Origin of the sequence: Candidatus Kuenenia stuttgartiensis, assembly GCF_900232105.1 — a bacterium.
Classification (GTDB): Bacteria; Planctomycetota; Brocadiia; order Brocadiales; family Brocadiaceae; genus Kuenenia; species Kuenenia stuttgartiensis_A.
The window spans coordinates 1,917,317-1,936,305 of record NZ_LT934425.1 but is presented as its reverse complement, the minus strand read 5'-3'; the positions used below and the strand labels follow the sequence as shown (position 1 = coordinate 1,936,305).

The 18,989-nt window shown below is 42.6% G+C and carries 23 protein-coding genes and 3 pseudogenes; 3 read left to right on the top strand and 23 right to left on the bottom strand.

Annotated features, from left to right (window positions below; all coding sequences use genetic code 11):
• Nucleotides 1–8: 8 nt before the first annotated feature.
• The 15 genes and pseudogenes from KSMBR1_RS08890 to KSMBR1_RS08815 all read right to left on the bottom strand — a co-directional run.
• The gene (locus KSMBR1_RS08890; protein ID WP_099325004.1) at nucleotides 9–356 is read right to left on the bottom strand and encodes a cupin domain-containing protein; all 348 of its coding nucleotides are present in this window, start codon (nucleotides 354–356) and stop codon (nucleotides 9–11) included.
• Nucleotides 357–464: 108 nt separating this feature from the next.
• Entirely contained in the window at nucleotides 465–623 is a 159-nt protein-coding gene (gene rd / locus KSMBR1_RS08885) for a rubredoxin (RefSeq protein ID WP_099325003.1), read from the bottom strand.
• A gap of 107 nt (nucleotides 624–730) precedes the next feature.
• Nucleotides 731–1,024 carry a CBS domain-containing protein gene (locus tag KSMBR1_RS08880; protein ID WP_157820497.1) on the bottom strand — a complete coding sequence of 98 codons (294 nt, stop codon included), beginning with the start codon at nucleotides 1,022–1,024 and terminating at the stop codon, nucleotides 731–733.
• 44 nt (nucleotides 1,025–1,068) lie between these two features.
• Nucleotides 1,069–1,865, bottom strand: a pseudogene (locus KSMBR1_RS23360) (chloride channel protein).
• 44 nt (nucleotides 1,866–1,909) lie between these two features.
• Nucleotides 1,910–2,431: an FAD-dependent oxidoreductase gene (locus tag KSMBR1_RS08860; protein WP_157820495.1), complete on the bottom strand. Its 522-nt coding sequence runs from the start codon at nucleotides 2,429–2,431 to the stop codon at nucleotides 1,910–1,912.
• A gap of 549 nt (nucleotides 2,432–2,980) precedes the next feature.
• The gene (locus KSMBR1_RS08855) at nucleotides 2,981–3,493 is read right to left on the bottom strand and encodes a uracil-DNA glycosylase family protein (RefSeq protein ID WP_099324997.1); all 513 of its coding nucleotides are present in this window, start codon (nucleotides 3,491–3,493) and stop codon (nucleotides 2,981–2,983) included.
• The gene (locus KSMBR1_RS08850) at nucleotides 3,490–4,020 is read right to left on the bottom strand and encodes a DUF488 domain-containing protein (RefSeq protein WP_099324996.1); all 531 of its coding nucleotides are present in this window, start codon (nucleotides 4,018–4,020) and stop codon (nucleotides 3,490–3,492) included. The genes KSMBR1_RS08855 and KSMBR1_RS08850 overlap by 4 nt, the downstream gene beginning before the upstream one ends.
• Before the next feature lie 171 nt (nucleotides 4,021–4,191).
• Complete coding sequence (gene folK / locus KSMBR1_RS08845) at nucleotides 4,192–4,734, bottom strand: 2-amino-4-hydroxy-6-hydroxymethyldihydropteridine diphosphokinase (protein ID WP_099324995.1); 543 nt, start codon at nucleotides 4,732–4,734, stop codon at nucleotides 4,192–4,194.
• Complete coding sequence (gene folB, locus KSMBR1_RS08840) at nucleotides 4,727–5,101, bottom strand: dihydroneopterin aldolase (RefSeq protein WP_099324994.1); 375 nt, start codon at nucleotides 5,099–5,101, stop codon at nucleotides 4,727–4,729. The genes folK and folB overlap by 8 nt, the downstream gene beginning before the upstream one ends.
• Nucleotides 5,102–5,229: 128 nt before the next feature.
• On the bottom strand, nucleotides 5,230–5,994 hold the full coding sequence (locus KSMBR1_RS08835; protein WP_099324993.1) for an SDR family oxidoreductase: 765 nt from the start codon (nucleotides 5,992–5,994) through the stop codon (nucleotides 5,230–5,232).
• 24 nt (nucleotides 5,995–6,018) lie between these two features.
• Entirely contained in the window at nucleotides 6,019–6,657 is a 639-nt protein-coding gene (gene folE, locus KSMBR1_RS08830; protein WP_099324992.1) for a GTP cyclohydrolase I, read from the bottom strand.
• 125 nt (nucleotides 6,658–6,782) lie between these two features.
• Nucleotides 6,783–7,196 carry a DsrE/DsrF/DrsH-like family protein gene (locus KSMBR1_RS08825; RefSeq protein ID WP_099324991.1) on the bottom strand — a complete coding sequence of 138 codons (414 nt, stop codon included), beginning with the start codon at nucleotides 7,194–7,196 and terminating at the stop codon, nucleotides 6,783–6,785.
• 8 nt (nucleotides 7,197–7,204) lie between these two features.
• Nucleotides 7,205–7,687, bottom strand: a complete 483-nt coding sequence (locus KSMBR1_RS08820) for a hemerythrin domain-containing protein (RefSeq protein WP_230405714.1) — start codon at nucleotides 7,685–7,687, stop codon at nucleotides 7,205–7,207.
• 124 nt (nucleotides 7,688–7,811) lie between these two features.
• A pseudogene (locus KSMBR1_RS23355) lies at nucleotides 7,812–7,921 on the bottom strand (DUF488 family protein, N3 subclade); the annotation flags it as partial.
• A 49-nt stretch (nucleotides 7,922–7,970) separates the two neighbouring features.
• Nucleotides 7,971–8,636, bottom strand: a pseudogene (locus KSMBR1_RS08815) (aldo/keto reductase); the annotation flags it as partial.
• A 107-nt stretch (nucleotides 8,637–8,743) separates the two neighbouring features.
• Between KSMBR1_RS08815 and KSMBR1_RS08810 the strand changes: the two are divergent.
• Together KSMBR1_RS08810 and KSMBR1_RS23350 are read left to right on the top strand one after the other, a co-directional pair.
• A complete protein-coding gene (locus KSMBR1_RS08810) occupies nucleotides 8,744–10,072 on the top strand; it encodes an ISAs1 family transposase (protein ID WP_099324988.1) in 1,329 nt (442 codons plus the stop codon).
• A complete protein-coding gene (locus KSMBR1_RS23350) occupies nucleotides 10,035–10,502 on the top strand; it encodes an ISAs1 family transposase (RefSeq protein WP_099323889.1) in 468 nt (155 codons plus the stop codon). The genes KSMBR1_RS08810 and KSMBR1_RS23350 overlap by 38 nt, the downstream gene beginning before the upstream one ends.
• A gap of 112 nt (nucleotides 10,503–10,614) precedes the next feature.
• Here KSMBR1_RS23350 and KSMBR1_RS08800 read toward each other — a convergent pair whose 3' ends face one another.
• The 6 genes from KSMBR1_RS08800 to KSMBR1_RS08775 form a co-directional block, all read right to left on the bottom strand.
• Nucleotides 10,615–10,896, bottom strand: a complete 282-nt coding sequence (locus tag KSMBR1_RS08800; protein ID WP_099324987.1) for an aldo/keto reductase — start codon at nucleotides 10,894–10,896, stop codon at nucleotides 10,615–10,617.
• A gap of 35 nt (nucleotides 10,897–10,931) precedes the next feature.
• Nucleotides 10,932–11,192: a DUF2024 family protein gene (locus tag KSMBR1_RS08795; RefSeq protein WP_099324986.1), complete on the bottom strand. Its 261-nt coding sequence runs from the start codon at nucleotides 11,190–11,192 to the stop codon at nucleotides 10,932–10,934.
• A 121-nt stretch (nucleotides 11,193–11,313) separates the two neighbouring features.
• A complete protein-coding gene (locus KSMBR1_RS08790) occupies nucleotides 11,314–12,978 on the bottom strand; it encodes a multiheme c-type cytochrome (RefSeq protein WP_099324985.1) in 1,665 nt (554 codons plus the stop codon).
• A gap of 4 nt (nucleotides 12,979–12,982) precedes the next feature.
• The gene (locus KSMBR1_RS08785; RefSeq protein WP_099324984.1) at nucleotides 12,983–13,168 is read right to left on the bottom strand and encodes a hypothetical protein; all 186 of its coding nucleotides are present in this window, start codon (nucleotides 13,166–13,168) and stop codon (nucleotides 12,983–12,985) included.
• On the bottom strand, nucleotides 13,165–13,509 hold the full coding sequence (locus tag KSMBR1_RS08780) for a DUF488 domain-containing protein (protein WP_099324983.1): 345 nt from the start codon (nucleotides 13,507–13,509) through the stop codon (nucleotides 13,165–13,167). Before KSMBR1_RS08780 ends, KSMBR1_RS08785 begins: the two co-directional genes overlap by 4 nt.
• 120 nt (nucleotides 13,510–13,629) lie before the next feature.
• Nucleotides 13,630–13,818: a ferredoxin gene (locus tag KSMBR1_RS08775; protein WP_099324982.1), complete on the bottom strand. Its 189-nt coding sequence runs from the start codon at nucleotides 13,816–13,818 to the stop codon at nucleotides 13,630–13,632.
• 862 nt (nucleotides 13,819–14,680) lie between these two features.
• Between KSMBR1_RS08775 and KSMBR1_RS08770 the strand changes: the two genes are divergently transcribed.
• Nucleotides 14,681–14,890, top strand: coding sequence for a hypothetical protein (locus KSMBR1_RS08770; RefSeq protein ID WP_099324981.1), 210 nt, complete (start codon nucleotides 14,681–14,683; stop codon nucleotides 14,888–14,890).
• Between the two features lie 162 nt (nucleotides 14,891–15,052).
• Here the strand turns inward: KSMBR1_RS08770 and KSMBR1_RS08765 are convergent, their stop codons facing one another.
• Nucleotides 15,053–16,657 carry a PDZ domain-containing protein gene (locus tag KSMBR1_RS08765; protein ID WP_099324980.1) on the bottom strand — a complete coding sequence of 535 codons (1,605 nt, stop codon included), beginning with the start codon at nucleotides 16,655–16,657 and terminating at the stop codon, nucleotides 15,053–15,055.
• 686 nt (nucleotides 16,658–17,343) lie between these two features.
• The gene (locus tag KSMBR1_RS08760; RefSeq protein ID WP_157820493.1) at nucleotides 17,344–18,945 is read right to left on the bottom strand and encodes an Hsp70 family protein; all 1,602 of its coding nucleotides are present in this window, start codon (nucleotides 18,943–18,945) and stop codon (nucleotides 17,344–17,346) included.
• Between the last annotated feature and the right edge of the window lie 44 nt (nucleotides 18,946–18,989).

Here is an 18,989-nt window from a genome sequence, read left to right as displayed (position 1 = left end):
CAATGAAATTAAGACCTTATCATAGTCAGCAGCATCTTAAATTTTTTTATTGCTTTCAGCGCATGTGGTTGGTTGGCTGGCATGATAACAATTTCGCCCTCTTTCAGGCGAAGGGGATTGCCAGATATAACAATTTCCACTTCACCCTCAAGAAGATAAACTAAGGCATCGAATGGCGCGGTATGTTCACTCAACCCCTGCCCTTCATCAAAGGCGAACACCGTTATAGTTCCTGTCTTTTTAGTCATGATCTCCCGGCTCACCACTGAGCAATCCTGGTAATTTATCAAATCAATTAATCGTGCAGGTTTAGATCCAAGTGTTGTGATATGAGCATGTTTCTTATCCTGATCCATACGTCTGTTTCCTTGTGAATCCGTTATTATAGTAACTGATAAATACGCCAAAACCTTGCTTTGAGAAAAACAAAGGAAATACCCTTTTTACTCATTCAATCAAAAATTTCAAATTTGTTCAAACTGTTCCTTTGGAGCGCCACACAGAGGACAGACCCAATCATCAGGTAAATTCTGAAAGCTTGTGCCAGGATTAATTCCATGGTCAGGATCACCAAATTTAGGGTCGTAGATATATCCACAAATTATACATTTGTATCTTTCCATTGTTTTACATTCTCCTTATGCATTCTTCGTAAAGTAATCAAAACGACGATGGTATATCATTGATTCGATTTAAAAATTTCTGCATAATCAAACTCCCTTAGTCGCACTTAATAAGCACTATGCCGAATTGCAGCACGGCGGGTTACTGCCAGATCGTAGGTGCGTGCAATACCGGTATTGCGCAGCAAACCTATGGTGTGCATCATATCACTACCGTCACTCTGTATGTGATCAATATCTTGCACGGTGATAATGCCAGTCAATTCACCATCGTCATTGAGCACTGGTAAGCCGTGATATCGTTTACGCATAAGTAAATCGATTGCCACTGTCAACGAATCAGATTCCCGCAAAGTGTCGATCTCCGTCTCCATGACATTGTCAACCGTAATTGTTTCCAAAACGTCAACGTCACGCCATCGTTGCAGACGTATACCCTTGAACGTCAATCCCAAGGTATATACTGAATCGTGCTGACGTTTACCGCAGCTATCAACGGCAGAATGATCCGATAACCATGAGTCATTTCAAATAGTAACATGAACGAGGCAATCGGTGCACGTATTGTGCCTGCAAGGACGGCCGCCACCCGACCATCACAATGGCAGGTGGTGAAATGTTGAGAGAATGAAAAACCTGTTTAGCAACGAGTCCATAAGCAGCCCCAAGTGAAGCACCGGAAAAAAGGGCAGGCGCAAACACACCGCCGTGGAAACCACCACAGATACAAATCGGCGTTAGCACCAGTCTGGATAATGCCAGCGAAAGCAGGAGAGTAACCGAAAGCGGTTTGCCGTCTAAGATATTTCCAGTTGTTGCATAACCTGTGCTAAGCACCTGCGGTAGATAAATTCCAACGAGGCTAACGGCGAGACCGGCAGCAACTGGTTTAAACCAGCGCGGGGCATTCCATGTATCAAAGATATCCCGCGTGAAATGATGCAAGCGAATATAGAATGCAGCACTAAGCCCGGAGAGCACTCCTAACACAAAATAGAGCGACTATTCACATGCTGAGTTAATTGTATATGCAGGGATGTGAAACGCAGGAGGAGCCCCTGATACGACCAGAGTAAACACAGACGCGGCCACGGCTGCCGCCAATGCAACGATGCCAAAGGCGTTTACGTTCAGGTTCTCCTAAATAATCTCCAACGCTAAAAATATACCGGTAATAGGCGCGTTGAAGGCAGCGGCAATTCCACCCGCAACACCCGATTGTATTAATTTTTCATTGGTCATAATTCGATTATAGCAAATTTATTTACGGTGTTTGTTGGACAAAATTAGAATGTATTTCGAGCAGAATACAGTTCGTCAGTATAGCCTGGGAAATAATCCTGCTTTATACGATCTGCCGCAATACCCATTCTTTTTAAGATGCCACCCAGGCTCTCCACCATCGGCGTGGGACCCGAAACATAAAAGACTGGTGTTTGTATATCCGGCACCAGTTTTTTAAATGTGTTTTCGTCTATACGCTCGGGAGCGATGACATAATGCATGACAAGGTTTGGATTATTTTTTGCGAATTTCTCCAACCCCTCTTTATATGGGATGTTGTGATCGCGGTTGGCATACAATAACGTTGCGTGTAGTTTTAGATCTACGTGATCCGCTTCTTTAAGTATGGAGTGGAATGGTGTGATGCCGATACCGCCTGCGATGAAGACATACTCCTGCGTCGGATCGTCCACGATGAAATCGCCGTCTATGTCGGATATTTCTATCGACTCGCCTACCTGTAAAGCGTTAAGTGCAGCCTTGAAGCTGCTCCCTTTTTCGCTAGTTAGCCTTGTCGTAATCATTATCTCTTTCTCAAACGGAGCCGAGGCTACCGTAAACCACCGATCTGAGCCACGATTATCTGTCGGCTCGTGATGGAGTACATAGTGGAGAAACTGTCCGGCTTTCCAGGTGAGAGGTTCTGTGGGACTGAAGACAAACGATTCGACATCCGGAGCTTCCGTTTTTCTACGAATAAGGTTTAGTTTCATATGTGGTTAATTATATCAATTCAGCGGTTTCTTGTAAACGTAATTTGCGGCTACAACTTAAAAAATTCCATATATCAAAACGGATTCTTTCCAATTTTGTGAATTGGACATATTCCTTTTTTATATTTCCCTGTAAAAAGAAGAATCACCAAAGTAAGGGGTGCGTTGACCGCTTGCAATAAAATAAAGACGATGTCGCGGATCATAATCATAACTGCGTGAATCAAAAGAAGTAAGGCGACCAAAAACCAGAGCGCATACGTCCGACGACTGATGCCAGTGGAACAGTGCTCTTTGATTGAATGCTTGATTTACGGCACATATACCCATATAACTAAACCACTACCAATGAACCCAGTATCATAGACTTTGGATAGTTCGCTTAATCTCTTGCAATTCCCGGACTCTAATAAGGGCTTCGCCGCGTAAAGGGAAATGCATGACAAAGACTTTTGACGCGCCTATATTTTCTTGCCAGCCAAAAGAGAAATCCTTTGATCCGGCGTACTTTTCATAAGTGACTTTGCCGATGAAGCAGACCACCTTCGGCATCTCGGCTTTTATAATACGAGAAATCTTTTTACGTCCGGGCAACTCCTCGTGCTTCTTAATCCCTGTTATATCTCGTGTCGGTCTATCAATAATGTTCACGAATCCAAGCTCATATACCGTATTAAATTTTTCTTTGTAGACACGCTCCAGTGTCTTGTCGTCACGTAATTCTTCTCTTTTCTCCTTAATGAGACCGGCTTCCGAGAGGAGGTACCAAAAGAGCTTATTGTTGGAAAACGGCACGCGACGATTGAACGATCCGGGATGGGGATTAATACCCACGAAAAGTATTACCGGCTTCTTGTATCTATAGCGAATCATGTTTTAGGTCCGGGATATATGAGTTGCCCTTTCTTTACTTTCAAAAAAGGGGTCAGGCGGTGCTTTGTGGCGGAGGTGCGACTCATGATGTCTTTCACTGTCCACCCTCTTTTCGTGAGTGCGTCGGCAATGAGCGAGCGGTGACATCGCCACGGCACGGCTTCGGCACACATGATAGTTGTTTCTCTCAAACTAGCGATCTTTATAAGGCTTTCCAAACCTTCTGAAAATTCAGGCGTTGCCATGTAATCGGCGAATCCTCTAAATGAGGCGTTGCGCCAACCGAGATTTAACGAATCTTTTGTTGTGTGGCGCAATCCACCAAGCTTCTTTAGATGCTTGTAACGGATATGCACCTTCCGCAATGATTGCTTGAGATCCTCTTCATTAAATTGTGGGTTATGGCGAGATTTCGGTATTGTCCTCACATCCACCACTACTTTAACGCTGTATATCTGCAACAGTTTTATAAATTCATCTATTTGCCGAGTAGAATGGCCAATGGTAAAGATTACAGGTTTCTTCATAGCGCATTTTTTATATATTTATTTTCCATAAAGTTACTTTAGCAATTCTTCCATAATATGTAATCTTTAGCCCCTGGTCCCGACAAGATAGCTTACACAATAGACGATATCACTCTTCCTTACTACCCCAATGTTATTAAGTTTTAGCATTTTTATTCAATGAGTAGCCTGTCAACGCAAAATGAGGCGGCGAAGCATGTCGGTGAATTCGCTTTCAAGGTGCAGGGCGATTTTAAGTTTTGTTACAGGTTCGGTTGAAAGTTGTTTGCCGGTATCCGGCAGGACAAGGTCAGGTGCAAGTTCTATAAGTGGAACGGTCACAAACGAATAAGTGTAAATTGACGGATCTGGCAGGCGAAGATCGGGATCATTAATTACTGATGTTCCGTACAGAATGAGGTCGAGGTCGATAGTTCGTGGTGCGAATTTATCTACAGAGCGCACGCGGCCAAGGCGTACTTCAATTTTTCGCAGGATATCAAATTTTATTTCGCGCGGTTGATGATCGGTTTTAATTCTGACAACGCCGTTTAGAAAATCAGGTTGCTCAGAGGCACTGACTGCGACGGTCTTGTAAAAATTCGATATGGCGGCAATCGGCATTTGTGTGCAGAGCATAGTTAAGGCTCGGCAAATGTTGTCCTGCGGATCAATATTTGAGCCAACGGCAATAAAGGCATCGACCACAGGCCTAGTATGCAATATTTCAGTCATCGTTGCGCATCCTGAAAATTTCAACACTGACGCTTTTTGCGTATCGCAGTGCACCGGGTTTATCAACTCGTATAGTTACGGCCTTGACGACCGGGTGTGTAAGACAAATCTGCGCGATGCTGTCTGCCAGCCGCTCAACGAGATAGAAACTTGAGCTTTCCACTATTGTGATTACCTGTTTTTTAATTTCTTTGTAGTCAATGGAATCTTTGATGCGGTCGCTTTTACAGGGACGACTCAAATCGGCATAAAGAGTAATGTTGATTAGCACATCCTGTTTTTGCGTGCGTTCCCAGTCGTTTAGGCCGATAACGCATCGAAGCAGCAGATCGGTAATACTAATTTTGTCGAGCTTTTCTCTATCCATAAATCGTATCATCTCAAAATTTCATGGTAAATGCTATTTGTTAGAAAGTAAAGCCCGCATAAAGGCTGGCTTTAGATAAATTAAAAACGGGTTTTTACACTGTTTTTTTTGAGAGATACCATAACTCTTTATCCGTACGTATTGCCAATAAGGTGTCTGCCGCCATCGACATAAATGACCTGGCCGGTGACAAATTCGTTATCGATCAGAAAGCGGACGGCAGTCGTGATCTGGTCGGCACTACCGATGCTATTGAGTGGATTGGCGGATTTAAGCTGCTCAAGATAAGCCCGATCTTTACCGGCCGGCGGCAGTATCAGACCCGGCGCAATAGCGTTGGCGCGGACATTAGGGGCAAATTCTAGCGCCATCATTTTTGTCAGCGCAAAGAGTGCGCGCTTCGCCAGATGATACGCGACGTGCTGACGGTCGTACCCGGTAATACGTGAATCAAGAAAATTAATGATTACCGGCAGCACGGCCGACGCACGATCCTTGTTCAACCGGGCAAACGAACGGGAAAGCAGAAACGGAGCGAAGGCATTGGTCATCATGTTACGCTGGATGTCGTCCATTGAAATTTCAGTAAGGCGGCCGGTTTCAAAAATAGAGGCATTGTTAATTAGCACATCTATCGGACCTGCTATATCCCATACTCGCTTGAGCAGATTTTGCGCCTCAGCAGGGGATTCAAGGTTTGCGGCAATTGTAAAGGTCGTGGTTCCGTTGTCGCGGATTTCTTTGGCCAATTCTTCAGCGGCGGATTGAGACGAGCGATAATGAATGACTACGACGGAGGCTTGATGAGCTAGATTTAGTGCTAATGTCCGGCCGATCCGATTGGCTGCACCGGTGATCAAATATGCTCGTTTTGTGTTTTGCAATGTCGACATCAAAGTCCTCGCGTTATACTATCATTATTTCTTTCCGCATGCCGCCAGAAATTCCGCCCGCAGCGCCGGATCGCCATCATAATTTCCACGCCAAAACGTCGTGCGGCTAATGGAAGAGATTTCTTTAACGCCGCGCATCTCGACGCATAAGTGATGCGCCTCAATGTATACAGCGACGCCGTGAGGAAGAAGAAGTTGGTTGAGGGTGTCGGCGATCTGCTGACCGATTCGTTCCTGTACCTCAAAACGACGCGAAAAAAGATGCACCAGACGCGTGAGTTTGGAAAGACCGATAATATGTTCATGTGAGATATAGCCGACATAGACCACGCCGTAAAACGGCAGGCAGTGATGTTCGCAGAGCGCGAAAAAGCGAATCGGGCCTTCGATTATCTGACTCAGGCGACAATCGGGCCCGCCGCGGCACTCGGTTTCAAACACCTTAACTAATTTAGGATCGCCGTCATAACCCTCAGTCGACTCGATAAGAGCATTGATAAAACGGTGGGGCGTTTCCTTTGTGGCTGCGGTATTCAAATTCAGCCCCAGCGTGGTAAATATCTCGGCGGCATATCCCTCAAATTTACGGATTTGTTCGTCACTGATCTGGCGTTTTTTGACCTTCAAAAAATTATTTTTGTTAGCGATTACATTCTCGTTCATACGCAAAGCCCACTCTTCTTTTTTAGATGATAGATGATAGGAAATTACTTTTTTTCATCAAATGATCAATTTAGAAAAATAAAGAAAAATTGCAAGTTATTTTTCTTTTATCATTCTTTCATAAATTAAATAAACAGGATTTGATCCTGACCCGTCTCTGCAAGAAATGTGGTTAACCCCATACTCTTATCAACCTCATTTACAAGTTCATCCCGCGATATGTTTAACAAGCCCATAGAATTGGTACACACATAAAACTTTGCACCCATTGCCTTAGATTGAGTTAAAAGTTCAGATATTTCCTGAATATGGCCCTTTCTCATATGCGCTTCTAATAGTTTCCTGTGAGTCTGTCCCTCTTCATTAAGCTGGAACACAGACTTTCCTTTTATCAGATATTCTAATGCCCAATAGGTAAAAAAACACCTTACCTCTCTGCCTAATGCCAGGGCTACAAGGACTATGGAAAAACCGTGATAAATGCGGTCGTAAGAACCGCTATGAAATATGATCGCCAAACCTTTCTTATCTGTCTCCATGGTTTATTTCATTTGCCTCTTATGGTTTCTGCCCAATCCAGTAAAGGTACGCCTGCCTTTCTTGCGGCAGCAAGTTTCTCGCTTAAATTATCAACTTCCTTTTTACTCAATCTTTCGGAAAGTATGGACAAACCGTCACAGTTTGAGACGTGGACTAAAAGCTCCCTTGCTGCCGTGGTCGCCTTTTTTGCCTCTTCATCTGTCAGGCTATCCTTCTTTAATAGCTCAGCACAAGAACGGGCAGTAGCTATTACGCCATCATGCTCCTTTATTAACTGGTCTACGTGCTCGCCTAATAATACCCGCAGTGCGGGATAAAGAGTTTCTTCCTCATATCGAAAATGTGGGCCGACAGCCACGTTTATTTTGCCAAGTATTTTCCTTGCCGTAACAACATCCTTTGATTGCAAGGCTTCCATTAATTCAAGTAATCCGTCCCTTACCTTTCGGTGGTCTTCTCTAAATTCTACAATTGGATCTAACTTTGTCATCCTTATCATCCCCCTTTTTTAAATTTATTTTATGTGCATTATATAATTGGTTGCCTGTAAATGTAACTTTTCCCCTTTCAACACACAGCCTTCCTGCAAAGGAAACAATCTCTTTCATTCAATAATCTTTGGCGGCATCTTCTTTCTTGAGTCCCCGTGGCCATAGACGATCAATCAATACCCTATCCCAGCACCCTCGTCCGGTTTTTCATAAACACGTTTTATTTCAAATATGGCAAATTTAAGCCTTTATTTCTAAAAATAATCAACCTTGTAAATTTATTTACGTCCTTGAATTAATAAATTCGTTATTTAATCTATCAGTATCTTCTTGTCTTAATTTCCAGCCAATTGCACCCAGGTTTTTTTCAAGATGTTCAACTTTTGTTGATTTCGAAATGACAACAATCCCCTTTTTAGAAATTAGCCAATTTATTGCAATTTGGGCCTGCGTCTTATGATACTTATCAGCTAATTCATCTAAGATTTTGAAACCCGGTTTTGCAAGCTTACCCTTTGCAAGTGGTCTCCATGCGATAATGAAAATATTATTTTCCTGGCAATAGGGAATTATTTCAGATTCCATATTCTCTGTAACTCTGCCTTTGTCTCTTACGAGTAGGTTGTATTCAATTTGATTAGCAACTATTTTGTTTTTGGTATATTTCTGCGCTTCTTTTATTTGGTCAACCGAAAAATTACTTACCCCAATACACCTAACCAGTTTCTGTTCAACTAAAAAATCCATTGCCTTCATGGTTTCCTGTATTGGGATATCCGGATTAGGCGCATGAATCAAATATAAATCAATATAATCCGTATTTAATCTTTGCAGGCTTCCTTTTGCAGAAGCAAGAAGATTGTCATAGCTTAAATGCTCCGGTGAAACTTTCGAGGTGATAAACAGGCTTTTTCTATCTAAACCAACGATTGCTCTTCCAACCAGTTCTTCTGAATGGCCTCACGGCGCTGTCAAAGTTTTCCATAAGCGCATAATATACAAAGATATGTAAAAAAACGTGGACATTCCCCCTAAAATATTTTATATTATAGGGCATGAACCAGCATACAACACCAATCGATAACACACACAACGAACTACTTCATTCAATTACCGTTCGTCCTGTTTCACAAAACGACCAGGCAAATTGGGACACACTGATGCGCCAGCATCATTACCTTGTATTTCGTTCTCTCGTAGGAGAATCAATTCGCTACGTAGCGGAATCACAGGGACAATGGCTTGCCTTGATCGGCTGGGCTGCCGCAGCATTAAAATGTACCGTTCGCGATAAGTGGATTGGATGGCCGCCATTTTTAAAATCGCAACGACTGAAACTCATAGCAAACAACTCACGTTTCCTGATCCTTCCTCAGATACACGTACCAAACCTTGCCTCCCGTATTCTTTCTCTTAACCTTAAGCGCTTATCACAAGACTGGACTAAGGTCTATGGGCATCCAATCTGGTTTGTGGAGACCTTTGTCGATCCTCGTTTTTTTAAAGGCGTCTGCTATAAGGCCGCAGGATGGATTTTTTTAGGACATTCAACCGGTTTTGCCAGATCATCACAAGGCTATCTTCTGCACAATAAGCCAAAGATGGTCTTTGTTCGCTCATTGAAAGCACAAGTCCAAAAACAACTTAACAACCTTAATCTTACCATACAATTAAGAAAGGAGACAAAGCCTATGAAATTATCTTTAAAAGATGCGGAATTTCTTGACGAATTATTGCAGCAAATCCCTGAACATCGCATGCCCAGAGGCGTTCGCCACAGGAAACGTTCTATCCTGGCAATTTCTATCTGTGCTATCATCTGCAATGCCTGGAGCTTTGCCGCCATTGCAGAGTGGGCAAAGCGTTGTCCGCAAAATATGCTCAAACGTCTCTCCTGCCGTTACAATGCAAAAACGAAACGATACGAACCACCGAGTGAACCTACCATCAGGCGTTTCTTACAGCAGGTGGATGCAGAAGCAGTTGATAAAGTCCTCTCGCGTTGGTTTCAATCTGTAGGTGATAAAAGCCTGCCCATTGCGGTTGACGGGAAAACCCTTTGCGGTGCAAGACAGCCTGACGGCAAACAGGTACATTTGCTTGCCGCTTTTCTTCATAAACAGGGTATAGTTCTCGCACAAACTCAGGTAGACCGCAAAACAAACGAAATACCGATGGTTCCGGTATTGTTTGATGATTTAGACATAAAAGACCGTGTCGTTACTTTCGATGCCTTACATGCGCAAAAGGAAACCGCCCGTTATCTGGTAGAAGACAAAAAGGCAGAATATATATTCACGGTGAAAGATAATCAAAAAACCATAAAACAAGCCATCAAGGAACTGAATCTCAGTTCTTTTCCCCCCTCAGCACGAAACAATTGAAAAAGGCCATGGCCGCATTGAAATCCGCAGGATTTGGACCAGCACCGAATTAAACGAATATCTTGATTTCCCCTACGTTAAGCAGGTATTTTGCATTCATAGAATATTTACAAAAGTCAAGACCGGCAAAAAGACCGAGGAAATTGTTTACGGTATTACCAGCCTGACACAACAAAAAGCAAGTCCCAAAACCATTCTTAAGTTTTCCCGCGGACACTGGTCAATAGAAAATGGACTTCATTATGTGCGTGATACCTCCTTCCGTGAAGACCATTCTCAAATACGCACACAAAATGCCCCAAGGGCAATGGCTTCTTTGAAGAACCTTGTGGTTGGGCTGTTTCATTTTCTCAATGTACCAAATATTGCAAAGACGCTCAGAAATTTTGCGGCAAGACCTTTTCTTGCACTTCAAATGCTTCGCTTGTAATGTAGAGAACAAAAAAAAGCCTTTATTTTTTTACTATCTCTTTCGTTACCACAGGGATACTCCCGTTACATTTTGCTTGTTTTGCTCATTTCTGCAGATTTATATGGGAATTCTATCGTTTTTTACTTTCTTCTCCACTTATTGACGGGAGCTTTTGGCACAAATTCTTGATCCGCGTCTTTCGTAGGGTGACTTTGACGTTGCCGTGTGAATGGCCTTGGGCATATGCTTCAGCGTTATCAATGTGTGTTATTCCAAGTTTGATTGCAGTTTTTATTGCAGAAATATTCTCTTTATCATACGTGGTATCTGCTTCATCTCCTCCGCCAATAGTCCATGTTCCAAGACCTATCACTGGTATTTTAATAGTATTCGACAAATTTTTGAATTCCATGTTAGCCTCGCATCAAAATCGGGTTGGAGTGTTTCTCAATGACATCCTTCCATTTCATAAATGTAATAACCGCTTTCTTTAATAGCCTTTTCAATATCCTCTGACGCCTCTTCCATGTGGCAGAAACGACATTCTTTTGTTGTGAGTGGTTGTCCCTCCTGTCCCACTCTTTTTAGATATTCAAGGCCAAATTGAAGAACCTTTTCATGTGTCTGATCATCAGGGACGATAATATCAAAATGCATTGTCAGCCCGTTTTTCTTCACTACGTGTGTGTCATAGACAGATACTTTCATAGATTTCCCCTTTCTTCTTTTAAAATTAAATTAACAGATTTCTGAGAGGCGATCACCAACAAGCATATCTGTGATCCTCATTCCACCAATTATTGTTTTGAGATATACTATATTTACATTTTTATTCATTATAACGATTTTTATAGGTAGCTTTTAATACTTCTGTTTCTTCTTCCGAAAGGCCCTTCATCCACAAGTGTTCTTTTTGTTCCAACAATTTCTCAATTTTTTGTTCGTATTTTATCTTCATATCATCACTCTTTTGGGCAGCGGCCTTAATTACGGCAGGTAAAAACTTCATATAATAGTGTTTTGCCACCTCATACATGCCATGCCAGTGAGTATAATCAGGACCCATCATGCTTGCTCCATGCCGCGCTCTTCTGCCTTCATGGTGCCACAATTCCCAGAAAACCCATTGTACTTCATGTTCAAATGGTGCATTTGGATTTAAGACTTCATCCTCAGCCAGCGCAGTCATCATTGCCTGTGCAGGTTTCGCAAATTTTTCGTTGTAGAGGTTCACAAGACTATCGAATTGGTGGTAAAAATTGTCGACATGAGTATGGTTATGGCAATTTCTACACACGCCCTTCATTTTTTCACGCCGTTCCTGCCATGTTACAATTTTATCAACACGTTTTGAGACGATTTTATTAACCAACGTTTCCTCCTGCACGATTTTTTCAGTCACCTGAACCCTTTCACCAATCTCAGGCAATTTCCGTGTATCGGGATAATCTTCTTTAAAACCATCTTCATATATCACCAAATTTATCTTTGTACTGACGACCGGCCGAAGTGTCCAGCTAATTCGCTCTCCAACATCATGGTTGCTGGCGGTATGCTGTCCTTCCGATGTCATATAGCTGCTGATATGGCAGGTGGTACACGTCGGAGCTGCGGAGTAATCCTTTCCCAACACCCAATCACCTTCTTTATCCAGCGCCATGTGATCAATATTGGCGGTATATGCAATTCCATGCTTTGATTCTCTATAAATTTCCATTTGAGGATGGTCGGGCCCCATGTGGCACTTACCACAATTTTCAGGCGCTCTGGACAATTTTGCCTCAAATGAATGTCTCGAATGGCATGCGTGGCACGAACCTTTTGAACCATCCGGATTTAACCGGCCTATTCCACTGTTTGGCCATGTATCAGGGTCAATTACCGGCTTTCCTCCTTCCCGCAATATTTCACCCGCATCATTACGCATAAATCTTATTATGCTTCCGTGACATTGCAAACAACCGTTAACGGCATCGGCATTATTGTCCGGAAGGCCAATAACCTTCTCTGCAAGCACATTATCAAGGCTATCTAAGATCTCTCCGGCTTTTGCATGATGACTTCTGGAAAACTCTTTATACTCAGTTGCGTGGCAATTTGAGCAGTCTTTGGGAGTAACTAATGTAGAAATCAAAGCTCCCATATGCTGCCAGGCGTCTATTTCTCCTTCATTAGCCTTGTGACAATCAACACACCCTACCGCTTTTTGAGCATGCAGTGATCGCTCCCATTCCATTACCAGAGCAGGCGTCTGGTTTTTATGGCATTCGACGCATATTTTATTCGCAGCGGTTATTACCGGACCTGGCTTTACATCTGGTGGGTATTGCTCTTCAACTTCAACAGCTTTCTTCGGTAAATGTGAAAAGTCCCCGGTCAATGCCTGGTCATCTCTGTGTAACTCATTAGCCTCAGTACATACGACGCTAAAAACTGACAACCCCAGGAATAAAAACATATTAAAAATCTTTAGCAGGTTTGTTTTGTTGCACATGTGTTTAATCCTCTTTTTTGGGAATTAGCTTTTTAAAATATTTAATATTTGACACTTCTTCTCTCTTATCCGGTTGATAGTCTATATATTGTACCCTTCCCTCCAGCACACACCCTTTCTGCAATGGCAGGCATAATTTCTTTAATCTTACACATTCATCTTTTTTTTGATGTGGACAATCCCAACTCATTTCTTTTTCAACACCTCCAAAAGTACTTGTGCATTATTTCGTCCCTCATCTTTGGCAGCATATAGTAAAGTAACCTTTTCCTTTTTCCCCAAATCTATCAATTGTTTCAAGAGGTCGTTTTTATCTTTCAACTCTTTCATATAACGGCTTTCAAACTCCTGCCACCGATCCTCTTTATGAGCAAACCATTTACGGAGCGTATCACTGGGACTGATTTCTTTCATCCAATGGTCGATTTTAGCCTCTTCTTTTTTGAGACCCCGCGGCCATAGGCGATCAATCAATACCCTTATCCCATCGCCTTCATCTGGTTTTTCATAAACCCGTTTTATTTTAAACATGGCAAATTTAAACCTTCCTTCACTTCACACTATAAATAATCCTGTTTAGTTTTACAACAATAACAACCGTTAGCCCGTTCCTGATTTTCAAGATTTCCCCGCCCCTCTGCTTAAATTCTCTTATTCTTCTATTATTATCGCAGTGACAGGACATTCACCTGCCGCCTCTTTACAGGCATCTTCGTCCTCTTTAGGAACAATAGCAACATATGCTACTGCCTTGTCATCTTCCATTTTAAAAACTTCGGGACAGATTTGAGTACATAAAGCGCAACCGATACACATATCTTGATCCACCTTTGCCTTCATAGATTGCCTCCTTTTTTATTCCTCTTTCATTTCGAAAAAACAATTAAATTGGTAACGGTTTAGATTTTTGGAAAAGCAGAAATGCTCGTGCCCAAGCTCCGGCTTGGGAACACAATTGCATTGGAGGCTCTTGCTTCCATTTAGCAATAATTATTTGGTTCAAAAGAGGTCTTCAAATATCATCGGTAACCCGACTTTTGCAATTCGATTCCGGAAATTGCTATTTTCTGGCAGGTATCTCTATGTAACCATTGATTTTAAGTGTTAATTTACCAAAATGGCTTACAGTGTGCAGACCTATTTTGTGCTTCCCCTGAATTGACTGGTTTAGCGGTTTATCTGCCATAGAATTGCGAAGGTCAGGGGTAACATACTGAAAAACCTGCAAGCTGTCATGGGTTCATTCCCTTTTACATTCGAAGCCGGAGCTTCTCAAACAACCCCGTTCTCAAGCCGGAGCTTGGGAACAAGCCGTTTTTTTTCATAACCAAAGTGTTAGTATTGAGAACAAATTCTTTTTTCATGGTTATTGAGTTATAGCCAAATAAATATGATTTTAGAAATTTGGCGATAAAATGGCTTTCTGAAAAATAGATTTATTTGACTAAGCATACTATCAAACACACCCCTAAATCCCCTCTTGATAGAGGGGACTTCTCATCTCCCCTCTAAAAAGAGGGGCCGGGGGGGTGTAAATTTTTCGAAAACCTTATTTGTTTGACTATAATTCAGAAATATCTTGCAAAGTAACGCAGGCCTCTGGCTTGAGTTTCAAATACCAAAAACAGGAAGCTTATGAGACAATAATGATACTGAAAGCGGAACGAAAACAACAACCATTTTTTTTAAAAAGGACTTATTTATGGAAAATAAAAACGTATTACCCGAAAAACCGGGGCGTTATCCGGCAATTCCTGTTTGCGAACACATAGGCAATCGCAGAAAAGATTGTGTTGCTTTAAAACACCACTCTTTTCTGGGTACAAAAGATATCGAGCCGTGCCTGGCAAGCGTTGTACTCCTTTTCGGCAAAAGCAAAGGTATTCGATTCATTTACTGGGTTCAAAGCTAAAATCCGTAAGTTTTTAGTTCAACTTGAAATACTATCTTACCTGATTTGACAGACAGAATTAATGATAATTTCCGGAAGCTGAAACCCGTGGTTTCAACCTGATTGAGCATATACCAGCGTAGGAATTTAGAATTGTGAAATTTTCTTATCCTCCTTATACTATTATTCCGCAGGATCGATGGTAAGATAAAGCGAAATATCGCTTTTCTTTATATGCAGGAGTATTTTTTCATCGGCATCAGCAGAGATCAATGCCCTTATAAATTCAGCGACATTTGAAATTTTATTTCTATTTATTTCCGTAATGATATCACCTTTTTCTATATTATATTTTGCAGCCGCGCTTTCCGGTTGCACATCAATAACCAATACCCCCTCACCCCCGTTTTCATTTTCGGATACGTTTTGTACCATTATGCCAATGTTCTTTTCGGGAGGTATCGTTTCCGGTGACGTAGCAGAATAGAGTACAGTTGGTCGTTCGCCAAGAATCACATTTAGCTCCATTTCTTTGCGGTCTCGTATGATTCTCATCGCAACATGCTTCCCTGCTCCTGTTTGTTCCACCATGAAATTCAGGTGATTTGCGTGCCGCAACTTCGTCCCGTCAAACTCAACAATGATATCACCGCTCCGGAGTCCTGCGGATTCCGCGGGAGAGTTACCCAGTGCCTCCGTCACAATGACTCCTTCTGTAATGTCAACACCAAAAGCCTCCGCCAGTGCAGGGTCAATCTCCTGGATTGTTGCGCCCAGCCACCCCTTATAAAATGGAGATACATCTTCCTGCACCAAAACATCATGCATGTCCTTGTTTTTGGAAATATACGGCTCGGGGGCAACTATTGCCGGAGGAAAATTCTTGCCCTTGTTTAAAACAACGGCAATCATTGCCGCCACAGTTACCATTGCTACACCGCCAAGGACAGCCGTTATGGTTTTGTTTTTTCCTTGCGAGGCTTTCCGGACAGGTTTTTTCCCTTTGCCAAATAATTCATAGTCATATCTCCTTCGCCGGTCATGATTGAGGAGTATATCAACGGCCTCCCGCAAGGTACCTATTCTTCGCAGGGCAAAGTCCCTGAATTTTGGGTTTGAACTCAGGCTTTCCCAAAGAGACACTTTTCTTTTATATGCTTCCAGAATTTCATGCTCTCCGGCAGTTGCGTCTATTTCCAAAAGAGCATAATAGTTTGGGAGCTCAGGTTGTTGAGAAGTGCCGGACTGTCTGACGACAATAATTGGCCTTGAATGAGAAGATGGTTGATGTTGCCTCACCCCCATCTTGTCTGTTTCTGTTGTTATCATATCGGAAGCTGTTGCCTGGCTAAGTCCCAGGGTATCAGCGTAATTAAGAAGTATCTTTTTCCCCTCCTGCGTGAGCGCGTTGTCGCTTGCAACAATATGAATCATTTTTTTAAATTCTTCTCCTGCCTTTTTACCGCTGTCGGTTGAGAGTTGTTTGTCGTATGCTGATTTTTTTGAAGGATTGGTCAATACTACATACGCCTCCTGCAGTTTTCCCATTGCTTCGGCAGAGGCGGGCCCTGTTTCTTTTGTTTTCGTGTTGGCGGGGTTTGTGTTGTATCGTTTGTTCGCTTCGCGCCACCAGTCATATCTTTGCTGAAAAGATTTTGTTATATTTTGGGCGGAATAATTTTCGCCGAACCTTAATCCCAAACGTTCATAGTGGTTTTTAGAAGGGTCGATGGCGCTTTTCCATTCATTGTTGTGGAAATATTTATCAGGATCAAACGACGTAGCCATGGCTTGTTTTTCTGTTTGTTGAAAAGTTCTGTTTTAAATGGACAAACAACCACGAAATCAACCGCATAAACGCAGGGAGGAGCATTCCTGATTTTTTGTAACAGTTTAGATTTTTGAAAAACAAAAATGCTCGTTCCCAAGCTCCGCAGACTGGGTCAAATGAACAATTTTATCCTATTTTACGACAGGCATTCTCCACTTTAATGGTAAAACAGCACTAAATAGGGTCTAAAACAGGCATAATGCGAGGAGTTGCCCCCACTTTTGAGACAACAAAGTTCATTTGACCCAGTCTGTCCGGCTTGGGAACGTAATTGCGTTGGAAGCTCTAGCTTCCATTTAGCCGGTAAGCGAAGCTTCGTGTATTATTCGATTCAAAAGAGGTTTCCAAATATCTTGGGTAACATACTGAAAAGCCTCCAAGCTAACATAATGGGTTCATTCCCTTTTCCATTCGAAGCTGGAGCTTCTCAAACAATCCCGTTCCCAAGCCGGAGCTTGGGAACGAGCGGTTTTTTTCATAGGACTAAAGTATTACAATTCTTTGTAAAAAAACAAAATATGTGAAAATATACAAAAAATCGGGAATGCACCCAACGCAGGGTTAATCTTGCGTAATTTACCATTAACAAAGGAAGCGAGTGGGTTGTCTACCTCAACTTATTGAGAAGTTAGGTGCATCGGTGTTAACTTGTTATTGAGGCTTTTTCAATGTTCATAGTTGCAGCTTTTATTTCCTGGGCAGTCAGACCGCCGGTATGCTCCACTGTTATAACTACCTCTTTTCCTGATGGGAGATGAATACCGTGCACCTCCAGTATTCCAATATCATTGTATTTATAGGCCACCTCGATGGGGCTGCCTTTTGGTGAAGGGGGGATATCCCGTATCGAACCTTGCGCGATCATATTGCAGTCCAGGGGGTCGCATGTATCGTTTTCTCCCATAATTCCGCCTTCCATAATCCGCAGAAGAATGGAAGTCTGGTTGTCGGTGAGTGTTTTAAAAATATCCTTTTTTTCAAACGGCAGGGGAGTAAACCTTGGTATCATTAGAAAATTCCGCTCATTCCCATCTCCGTCCAATGCGATGATGCCCAGATTATGTGAAGCGACTTTTTGCACTTCCACTCCGGCGAGCCTCTTCACCACTTCAACGGGCATATCGCCGCTGGAAATACTTAACATTGCGGCGTGCCAGGCAGCGCCAAGGGCTACGCATTCATCAGGGTTTAGTTCATCGCTGGGCGTTTTTCCGCTTATTTCTGCAATCATATTCCTTATCATGGGCATTCTTGTAGAACCGCCCACCAGGAGAACCGCCCCGACGTCTTGCCACGTCATGTTTGCATCGCTCAGCGCTATTCCGCATAATACCTTGCAACGGTCAATGAGATATTTTGTAATTTCTTCAAACGTATCTCTGGTCAATTCTACCAGGAGGGTATTTCCCGCGTGCACGCACATAATCTTTGTCTTTTCGCGTTTTGTGAGTTCTTCTTTTGCCTTAATTGCGCGTAATTGCAAATCCTGATACGCTGAAAGATCATCCAGCGGGTATGTTCCGTATTTTTCCTTAAAAATCTTTGATGCATACCGGATGATTTCATCATCCCAGTCCTTGCCACCAAGCAAGTGGTCGCCATTAACCACCACCTCCCGTATTTTTCCGCCTTTGATTTCAAGGATAACCACGTCAAATGTTCCACCGCCAAGGTCAAAGACAAAGACATTTTGATCCTGTTTGAGTTTATCGAGTCCATAAGAAAGCGCGGCGGCCACCGGTTCGTCAATTACCGCCAACACGTTAAATCCCGCAATGACGCCAGCCTCTTTGGTTGCAGCCCTCTCGGGATCCCCAAAATAGGCCGGACATGTAATTACCGCATCTGTTATCATTGTTCCCAGCCGCTCTTCGGCGTCATTTTTCAGTTTTTTCAGGATAAACGCCGAAATTTCCTGGGCGCTGTACTTTTTCCCCTCATGCTCAAAACACCAGCCCTTTACCAGTATATTCCCCTGCTCATCCTTTTTATCTTCTTTTGGTTTTCCCATTTGTCTTTTTACAAACTCAACGACCTTGTTTGGTTCCGCTACAGCATTCTGTTTTGCTATTTCTCCTACAATAATATCATTCACCTTTTCAATAAGGACCACAGAAGGCGTGATACGGTCTTGTTCGGGACTGGGAATAATCTCTGCTTTGCCGGTGTCCTCATTAATGTGCGCAATGGCTGAAAAAGTAGTGCCCAGATCAATTCCCACTACGGTTGTTTTTTTAGGCGACATAGTTCTCTTCTCCTGTTTTTGTTTTTTCCAGAGCATCGTTTTTC